The 8,082-nt window shown below is 72.8% G+C and carries 8 protein-coding genes; 6 read left to right on the top strand and 2 right to left on the bottom strand.

Annotated features, from left to right (window positions below; genetic code table 11):
* Window positions 1-128 precede the first annotated feature (128 nt).
* Window positions 129-824, bottom strand: a complete 696-nt coding sequence (locus tag JT362_RS28170) for a histidine phosphatase family protein (RefSeq protein WP_260194841.1) — start codon at window positions 822-824, stop codon at window positions 129-131.
* Window positions 825-890: 66 nt separating this feature from the next.
* Between JT362_RS28170 and JT362_RS28165 the strand changes: the two genes are divergently transcribed.
* The 6 genes from JT362_RS28165 (at window position 891) to JT362_RS28140 (ending at window position 7,420) form a co-directional block, all read left to right on the top strand.
* On the top strand, window positions 891-1,544 hold the full coding sequence (locus tag JT362_RS28165; RefSeq protein ID WP_260194840.1) for a PadR family transcriptional regulator: 654 nt from the start codon (window positions 891-893) through the stop codon (window positions 1,542-1,544).
* Window positions 1,545-1,683: 139 nt separating this feature from the next.
* Window positions 1,684-2,637, top strand: a complete 954-nt coding sequence (locus JT362_RS28160; protein WP_260194839.1) for an ABC transporter ATP-binding protein — start codon at window positions 1,684-1,686, stop codon at window positions 2,635-2,637.
* Window positions 2,637-3,413, top strand: a complete 777-nt coding sequence (locus JT362_RS28155; RefSeq protein ID WP_260194838.1) for an ABC transporter permease — start codon at window positions 2,637-2,639, stop codon at window positions 3,411-3,413. The genes JT362_RS28160 and JT362_RS28155 overlap by 1 nt, the downstream gene beginning before the upstream one ends.
* A gap of 53 nt (window positions 3,414-3,466) precedes the next feature.
* Window positions 3,467-4,651: a methyltransferase, FxLD system gene (gene fxlM, locus JT362_RS28150; protein ID WP_260194837.1), complete on the top strand. Its 1,185-nt coding sequence runs from the start codon at window positions 3,467-3,469 to the stop codon at window positions 4,649-4,651.
* Between the two features lie 43 nt (window positions 4,652-4,694).
* Complete coding sequence (locus tag JT362_RS28145) at window positions 4,695-5,999, top strand: MFS transporter (protein ID WP_260194836.1); 1,305 nt, start codon at window positions 4,695-4,697, stop codon at window positions 5,997-5,999.
* The gene (locus JT362_RS28140) at window positions 5,996-7,420 is read left to right on the top strand and encodes a pyridoxal phosphate-dependent decarboxylase family protein (protein WP_260194835.1); all 1,425 of its coding nucleotides are present in this window, start codon (window positions 5,996-5,998) and stop codon (window positions 7,418-7,420) included. Before JT362_RS28145 ends, JT362_RS28140 begins: the two co-directional genes overlap by 4 nt.
* On the opposite strand, the gene JT362_RS28135 is transcribed toward JT362_RS28140, so the two are convergent.
* A complete protein-coding gene (locus JT362_RS28135; protein WP_260194834.1) occupies window positions 7,401-8,081 on the bottom strand; it encodes a response regulator in 681 nt (226 codons plus the stop codon). The two genes, JT362_RS28140 and JT362_RS28135, sit on opposite strands and share 20 nt — an antisense overlap.
* Between the last annotated feature and the right edge of the window lies 1 nt (window position 8,082).

Genomic DNA, 8,082 nt, shown 5'->3' with positions numbered 1-8,082 from the left:
TGGGACACGAAGGCCTCCGGTTCGTGAAGCGGTTCCTCGACAGCTCCACTTCACAACCAGAGGCCTTCACCTGTCTGCACGACAGGCCGTCACACCCTCAACCCGAACAACGTCCCTGAACATCACACCTAGATCAGCGGCTCCGGGCGGATGCTGAACGCCGGGTGCAGGTGCGCGGTGTCGTTGAACCGGCGGACGATCCAGCGTTCCGGGGTGACCACGAGCTGGGTGATCGAGGCGTTGTCGGCGTCGATGAACGCGAACGGCTCCGATCCGGTCGCCATCGCCACGATCTGGCCGATCACGCCGCCGTGGGTGAACGCGGCCACGTGCCCGTCCGGGTGCGCCGCCGCGATCCGGTCGATCGCCGCGCGGACCCGGGCCGCCAGGTCCTCGGTGGACTCCGCGCCGGGGATCGCGTCCCAGCGCTGGGTCTCCCACATCCGCAGCGCGTACTCGTGCCGCTGCGACACCCGGATCCGGAACAGGCCGCCCTCCCACTCGCCGAGCCGCACCTCCCGCAGGTCGGCCTCGACGCGCGGGGTCAGGTCGAGCCGCTTGGCCAGCGGGGCCGCCGTCTGGTGGGTGCGGCGCAGGCTGGTCACGTACAGCGCGTCGATCCGCTCGACGGCGAGCCGGTCCCCGACCAGTTCGGCCTCGCGCTCGCCCTCGGGTGCCAGCGGCGGGTCGCCGTGGCCGTCGACCAGCGGGAACGGGTGGCCATCGCGTGCCGGGGCGGACTCGCCGTGGCGGACCAGGAGGATCTCGGTCGCGCCGGGCGGAAGCGCGAAGCGGTGCTGGCGGTACTCGACAGGCTCACTCATGCCTCCATTTCAACAGTGCTCGATCCCGGGTACTCGAACTCGGATATTTGCGCTACGATCATCCGCATGCGGAAGCGCAAGGTCTCGAACCCGCTGGCCCTCGCGGTGCTCGCGCTGCTCACCGAGAAGCCGATGCACCCCTACGAGATGTCCAGCACGCTGCGGGAACGGGCCAAGGAGGAGAGCATCAAGCTCAACTACGGCTCGCTCTACTCGGTGGTCGAGTCGCTGCGGCGGCACGAGCTGATCGAGGTGCAGGAAACCGTCCGGGAGGGCCGCCGTCCGGAGCGCACGGTCTACGCCATCACCGACGCCGGCCGCGACGAGTTCGTCGACTGGGAGAGCGAGCTGCTCTCCGTGCCGGTCAAGGAGTACACCCGGTTCGAGGCGGCGTTGTCGCTGGTGCCGTCGCTGCCGCCGGACGAGGTGGTCCGGCTGTTGGAGACCCGGCGGGTCCGGTTGTCCACCGAGGTGGTCAGCCTGGCCGCGGTGATGGAGGAGATGACCAAGCAGGGCATGCCGTACCTCTTCGCGATCGAGGCCGACTACGTGAAGGTGCTGCGCGAGGCGGAGCTGCGGTTCGTCGAACAGACCATCGAGCGGATCGAGAACGGCACGCTGGAGGGCGTCGACGTCTGGCGGCACGCCCACGAGCAGGGCGACATGCCCGTCGAGGCCGACTGGGAGCGCGCCGTCGCGCACCTGAGAAGTGTGAAGTAGCGCGCTGGCCGGGTGCGGCAACACCCGGCCAGCGACCAGAAACCCGGGATCGATCCGTGCCGGCTCGCACCCAGGCTCGCAGTTCCACGATAGCGGGCCGCGCACGGACCGACCTGGGACGACCAGGGAGGTTCCATCCATGATCCGTGCCGACGCGCTCGTCAAGCGGTACGGCGAGGTCACCGCGCTCGCCGGGCTGAGCTTCACCGTGCCGGCGGGCACCGTGTTCGGCCTGCTCGGCCCGAACGGTGCCGGCAAGTCGACCACCATCAAGATCCTCACCACGCTGTCCGCCGCGGACGGCGGCACCGCCACCGTCGCCGGCCACGACGTGCGGCGCGAGCCCGACGCCGTCCGCCGCGCGATCGGCGTGGTGACCCAGGGCTCCGGCTGCGACCCGGTGGCCACCGGCCGGGAGAACCTGCTGCTGGCCGGCCGCGTCCACGGCCTGCGCGGGCGGGCGGTCCGGTCCAGGGTGGACGAGCTGCTGGCGCGGTTCGGCCTGACCGGGGCCGCGAACCGCCTGGTGCGCACCTACTCCGGCGGCATGCGGCGGAAGCTGGACGTCGCGATGGGGCTCGTGCACCGGCCGTCGGTGCTGTTCCTCGACGAGCCGACGACCGGCCTGGACCCGCAGGCCCGGGCGGACATGTGGGCGGAGATCGCCCGGCTGGCCGGCCAGGAGCGGCTGACGGTCCTGCTCACCACGCACTACCTGGAGGAGGCCGACCAGCTCGCCGGCGAGCTGCTGATCGTCGACCGCGGCCAGGCGGTCGCGAGCGGCACGCCGGAGCGGCTCAAGAGCGAGCTGCGCGGCGACGCCGTCGTGGTCGAGCTGGCCCCGGACGCCGACCTCGAACTGGCCGGCAAGGCGATCGGCGCGATCCCCGGCACCCGCGAGGTCACCCTGGCCGGCCGGACGATCCGCAGCCGCGTCGACCACGGCGCGAGCGCGGTGCCCTCGGTGCTCGCCGCACTGGAACGGGAGTCGGTGGCGGTGGCCGCGGTGACCGTGGCCCGGCCCGCGCTCGACGACGTCTACCTGCGGCACACCGGGCGCTCGTTCGCGGCCGCCGAGGAGGTGCCGGCCTGATGGCGACCCTCGTTCCGCACTCGGCGTTCCTCACCGGGCGGCTGCTGCGCTTCACCGCACGCCAGCCGGCGTTCGTGGCGATCAACCTGGTGCAGCCGATGATCTGGCTGCTGCTGTTCGGCCAGCTGTTCAAGCGGGTGGTGGAGATCCCCGGCTTCGCCACCGGGTCCTACCTGGAGTTCCTGACCCCTGGCGTGGTCGTGATGACGGTGCTGTTCTCCAGCGGGTGGGCCGGCATGGCGTTCATCGACGACATGGAACGCGGGGTGATGGACCGGATGCTGTCCTCGCCGGTCAACCGGATGGCGCTGATGGTGGCGTCGGTGGCGAACCAGGGCGTCACGGTCGTCGTGCAGGCCGCGATCGTGGTGGTCGTCGCGCTGCTGCTCGGGGCCTCGTTCGGCGGCGGGGTGCTCGGCGTGCTGGTGATGCTGCTGGCCTCGATCCTGCTGACCGCGGCGTTCGCGTCGCTGTCCAACGGGATGGCGCTGATCGTGCGCACCTCGGAGTCGCTGATCGGGTTCTCCACGATGCTGACCCTGCCGCTGTCGTTCCTGTCCTCGGCGATGATCGCCCGCGAGGTCGCGCCGGAGTGGATCCGGACGGTGTCGGCCTACAACCCGGTCGACTGGACCGTGGTCGCCAGCCGGGAGGCGCTGTCGGCGGACCCGGACTGGGGCGCGGTGCTGCTCCGGCTGGGCGGGCTCGCGGCCGTCGCACTGGCCGCGATCTGGCTCGCGACCAGGGCGTTCCGCGCCTACCAACGGTCCATGTAGACCGTCAGCCCCAGCCGTTACGATCTCGCCGAGCATCGGACTTGGAGGCGTCGTTGGGCGGGGAGCTGAACGGTCTGCGCGAGCAGCTGCTCAGGCACGTGCGGGAGCGCGGCGGGGCCACCGACGCGCTGGTGGCCGAGGCCCTGCGCACCGTGCCGAGGCACATCTTCCTGCCGGACCTGCGGCCGGACGCCGCCTACCGCGACGAGGCCATCGTCACCAAGCGGGACCAGCAGGGCCAGCCGACCAGCTCCTCGTCCCAGCCGACGATCATGGCGATCATGCTCGACCAGCTCGGTGCCGGGCGCGGGCACCGGGTGCTCGAGATCGGCGCCGGCACCGGGTTCAACGCCGCGCTGCTCGCCACGATCGTCGGCTCCCGTGGCCGGGTGACCAGCATCGACCTCGACGCCGACGTGGTCGACCGGGCGGAGGAGAACCTGTCGGCGGCGGGCTGCGCCGGTGTCACCGTGCTCAACGCCGACGGCGCCCTCGGTCACCCGGACAAGGCCCCGTACGACCGGATCATCGCGACCGTCGGGGTCTGGGACCTCGCGCCGGCCTGGCTGGAGCAACTCGCGCCGGACGGCCGGATCGTCGTCCCGCTCGACCTGCGCGGGGTGCAGCGTTCGGTGGCGTTCGAGCGCGCGGGCGACCACTGGACCAGCCGGTCCGCCCGCCCGTGCGGGTTCATGCGGATGCGCGGCGCGCTCACCGGCCCGGAACGGGTGTACGTGCTCGAACAGGAGACCGGGCTCGTGCTCACCCTGCCCGAGGCCCGCGAACTGGACACCGACGCGGTGCTCGACGCCCTGGATGACCAGGAGACCCGGGTGCGCACCGGCGTGGTGCCGGACGAGTTCGAGCTGCTCGACGGGCTCTCGCTGTGGCTCGCCGTGCGTGAGCCGCGCTGGTTCGCGCTGTCCGAGTCCGACCGGGGCACCCGGCTGTCCGACGCGCCCCTGCACGCGCCCGAGGGCCGGGCCACCACCGGCCTGCTCGACGACTTCGGGCTCGCCACCGTGCACGTGGACGGCGGCGAGCTGGTGGTCGTCGGCGCCGAGCAGCCCGCCGCCGACCTGGCCGCGCACATCACCGCCTGGCAGGACGCCGGCCGCCCCGGCTCCGCCGGCCTGCGCATCGACGCCCACCCGCCGGGCACCCCGGTCGACGGCGAGTACGTCCTCGACAAGCGCTGCGTGCGGTTGGTGCTCTCCTGGGAGGAGCGCATCGGGTAAGGTCACCACGCAAATGGTGAAACCCGCTCACGTTTCGGTTGGGGTGCGGCTCCCGGTCCGTACCCGGTTCGGCTACGCCCTCGGGTCGCTGTCGACCGGCGCGTTCGGGACGGTGCCGGGGCTGTTGCTGCTGCCGTACCTGACCGACACGCTCGGGGTGTCCGCGTCGGTCGCCGGGCTGCTCGTGCTGCTGCCCAAGGCGTGGGACGTGCTGTTCAACCCGGTCGCCGGGCGGATCAGCGACCGCACCACCGGGCGGCTCGGCCCGCGCCGGCCGTACCTGATCGCCGGCGGGATCGCGCTGGCCGTCACCTTCGCCGCCCTGTTCGCCGGGCCGGACACCGGCTCGGCGACCGTCGACGCGCTGTACGTCGCCGGGGTGTTCCTGCTGTGCGCCACCGCGTTCGCGTTCTTCCAGGTGCCGTACAACGCGCTGCCCGCCGAGCTCACCGACGACCCGGCCGAGCGCACCAGGCTCACCGCGTGGCGGATCGCGGTGCTGGCCGTCGCGATCCTGGTCTGCGGCGCCGGCGCGCCCGCGGTCCGGGACGCGGTCGGCGGCATCGACGGCTACCGGGTCATGGGCGTCGCGGTCGCCGTGCTGATCGTGGTCGGCGCGGTCGGGGTGTTCCTCGGCACCGCCCGGGTGCCGCGGGCGCGGACGCTGCCGTCGGTGTCGAGCTGGCGCGAGGTGCTGGCCGCGATCCGGGACTGCCGGGCGTTCCGCTGGCTGCTCGCCGCGTTCGTGGTGCAGGCGGCCGGCATCGGCGTGCTGCTCGCCGGCGTCGACTACCTGGCGCGGGTCGCGATCGGCGACCGGTCCGTGCAGCCGCTGCTGTTCGTCGCGTTCGTCGGGCCCGCGCTGCTGGTCATGCCCGCCTGGCAGCGGGTCGCCGCCCGGTACGGCAAACGGCTCGGGTACGTGCTGGCCACGCTCGTGTTCGCCGCCGGCACCCTCGGCCTGCTCGGCACCCGGGTGCTGCCGGTCGGCGCGGTGATCGCCTGCGCGGCCGTGGTCGGCGTCGGGTACGCGGGCATCCAGGTGTTCCCGCTGGCCATGCTGCCGGACGTGATCAGCACCGAGGAGCTGCGCACCGGGCAGGTCCGGGCGGGCCTGTTCGCCGGCGTGTGGACCGCGGGGGAGACGCTCGGGCTCGCGCTCGGGCCCGCGCTGTACGGGCTGGTGCTCGCGCTCGGCGGGTACGTGTCGTCGTCGGCGGGGGAGGACGTGACGCAGCCGGCCGGCGCGGTCACCGCCGTGGTCCTCGGCATCGGGCTGGTGCCCGCCCTGTTCGCGCTGGCCGGCCTGCCGCTGCTGCGGCGGACGATCCTGGAGGTACGGCCATGATCCCGGCCGACGAGGTACTCGACGAGCTGCGCGCCATGCGTGCCGGCGACCTGCCGACCCACGGCGGCCGCACGCTCGCGTACGTGTACGACAGCGGACTGTCCGGTGTGGACGAACTGGCGGCCGACGCGCACGCGCTGGCCAGCTCCGCCAACGGTCTGGACCCGACCGCGTTCCCCAGCCTGCTGCGGATGGAGAACGAGGTCGTGGCGACGGCGGCCGCCCTGCTCGGCGGCGGTCCGTCCACTGTGGGCACCGTGACCTCCGGTGGCACGGAGAGCTGCCTGCTGGCCGTGCAGGCCGCCCGCGACGCCCGCCCCGACCTCCCGCGTCCCAGAATGGTCCTGGCGGACACCGCGCACGCCGCGTTCCACAAGGCCGCGCACTACTTCGGCGTCGAGCCGGTCACGGTGCCCGTCGACCCGTCGACCTTCCGCGCCGACCCGGCCGCGATGACCGCCGCGATCGACGACTCGACGGTGCTGGTGGTGGTCAGCGCCCCGTCCTACGCGCACGGCGTCGTCGACCCGGTGCCGCCGATCGCCGCCGCGGCCGCCGAACGCGGCGTCCGGTGCCATGTGGACGCCTGCATCGGCGGCTGGATCCTGCCCCACTTCCGCCGCCTCGGGGTGTCCTTACCGGACTTCGACCTCGCGGTACCCGGCGTGACCAGCCTGTCGGTGGACCTGCACAAGTACGCGTACTGTCCGAAGGGGACGTCGGTCCTGCTGCACGCGTCGGCCGACGTGCGCCGCCCGCAGTTCTTCGCCAGCGCCGCCTGGCCCGGCTACACGATGCTCAACTCGACGCTCCAGTCGACGCGCTCCGGCGGCCCGCTCGCCGCGGCGTGGGCGGTCCTGCGCCACCTCGGCGACGACGGCTACGCGCGCCTCGCCGAGCGCACCCTGGCCGCCGTCCGCACCCTCCGCGCCGGCATCGAGGACATCCCCGGCCTGCGCGTCCTCGGCGACCCGGAGGCCACGCTCCTGGCGGTCACCGCCGCCGACGACGACTTGGACGTGTTCACCGTCGCCGACGAGATGACCGAGCGCGGCTGGTACCTGCAACCCCAGTTCGGCTTCGTCGCGTCCCCGCCGAACCTGCACCTGACCGTCACCGCCGCCAACCACGGCGGCGAACCGGAGCTCCTGGCCGACCTCACCGCCGCGGTCGCCGCCGCCCGCGCCGCCGGCCCGATCCGCCTGGCGCCCGAACTGGTCACCGCGATCACCGCCCTGGACCCGGACACGTTGACCCCGGACCAGTTCGCCGGCCTGCTCACCGCCGCCGGCCTGGACGGCGTGTCCACCCCGAGACGCATGGCCGAGGTGAACGCGATGCTCGCGGTGGCCCCGCCGCGCCTGCGGGAACGCCTGCTGGTCGAGTTCCTCGGCGCGCTGTTCACTCCTGCCCGACGCTGACCAGTCCTACCCGGTAGGCGAGGACAACCGCCTGCACGCGGTCACGCAGGTCGAGCTTGGTCAGGATCCGGGAGACGTAGGTCTTCACGGTTTCCGTGGTGATGTGCAGCTCCTCGGCGATCTCCGCGTTCGACAGGCCCTCGGCGATCTGCTCGAGCACTTCGAGTTCCCGGCGAGCGAGGGTCTGCCGGACGTGGTCCCGGGCCGGGTGGGTGGTGTCGGTGGGTCGCAGGCGCTCGGCGAAGTGGCCGATCAGGGTACGGGTGACGGCCGGGGCCACCAGCGATTCCCCGGCGGCGACGGTACGCACGCCCTTGACCAGTTCCGCCGGGGCCGAGTCCTTGAGCAGAAACCCGCTGGCCCCGGCCTTGAGCGCCTCGTAGACGTACTCGTCGACGTTGAAGGTGGTGACCACCAACACCTTCGCCGGGTTGTCCACGCCTGGCCCGGCCAGCCGGCGAGTGGCCTCGATACCGTCGACGATGGGCATGCGAATGTCCATCACCACGACGTCCGGGCGCAACCGCAGCGCCTCCTCGACGGCCTGCCTGCCGTCCGCGGCCTCGCCGACGACCTCCATGTCCGGTTGCGCCGAGAAGATCGTGGTGTACCCGGCGCGCACCAGTTCCTGGTCCTCGCACACCAGCACCCGGACAGTCATG

It is taken from the genome of Actinophytocola gossypii (genome assembly GCF_025165815.1).
GTDB lineage: Bacteria > Actinomycetota > Actinomycetes > Mycobacteriales > Pseudonocardiaceae > Actinophytocola > Actinophytocola gossypii.
This window is presented reverse-complemented; position numbering and strand designations above follow the sequence as displayed.

Bases quoted from the DNA above. Each gene is read 5' to 3' on its own strand.
- JT362_RS28140 (WP_260194835.1), top strand. From the start codon at position 5,996: ATGATCCCGGCCGACGAGGTACTCGACGAGCTGCGCGCCATGCGTGCC.
- JT362_RS28160 (WP_260194839.1), top strand. From the start codon at position 1,684: ATGATCCGTGCCGACGCGCTCGTCAAGCGGTACGGCGAGGTCACCGCG.
- JT362_RS28170 (WP_260194841.1), bottom strand. From the start codon at position 824: ATGAGTGAGCCTGTCGAGTACCGCCAGCACCGCTTCGCGCTTCCGCCC.
- JT362_RS28155 (WP_260194838.1), top strand. From the start codon at position 2,637: ATGGCGACCCTCGTTCCGCACTCGGCGTTCCTCACCGGGCGGCTGCTG.
- JT362_RS28135 (WP_260194834.1), bottom strand. From the start codon at position 8,081: ATGACTGTCCGGGTGCTGGTGTGCGAGGACCAGGAACTGGTGCGCGCC.
- JT362_RS28165 (WP_260194840.1), top strand. From the start codon at position 891: ATGCGGAAGCGCAAGGTCTCGAACCCGCTGGCCCTCGCGGTGCTCGCG.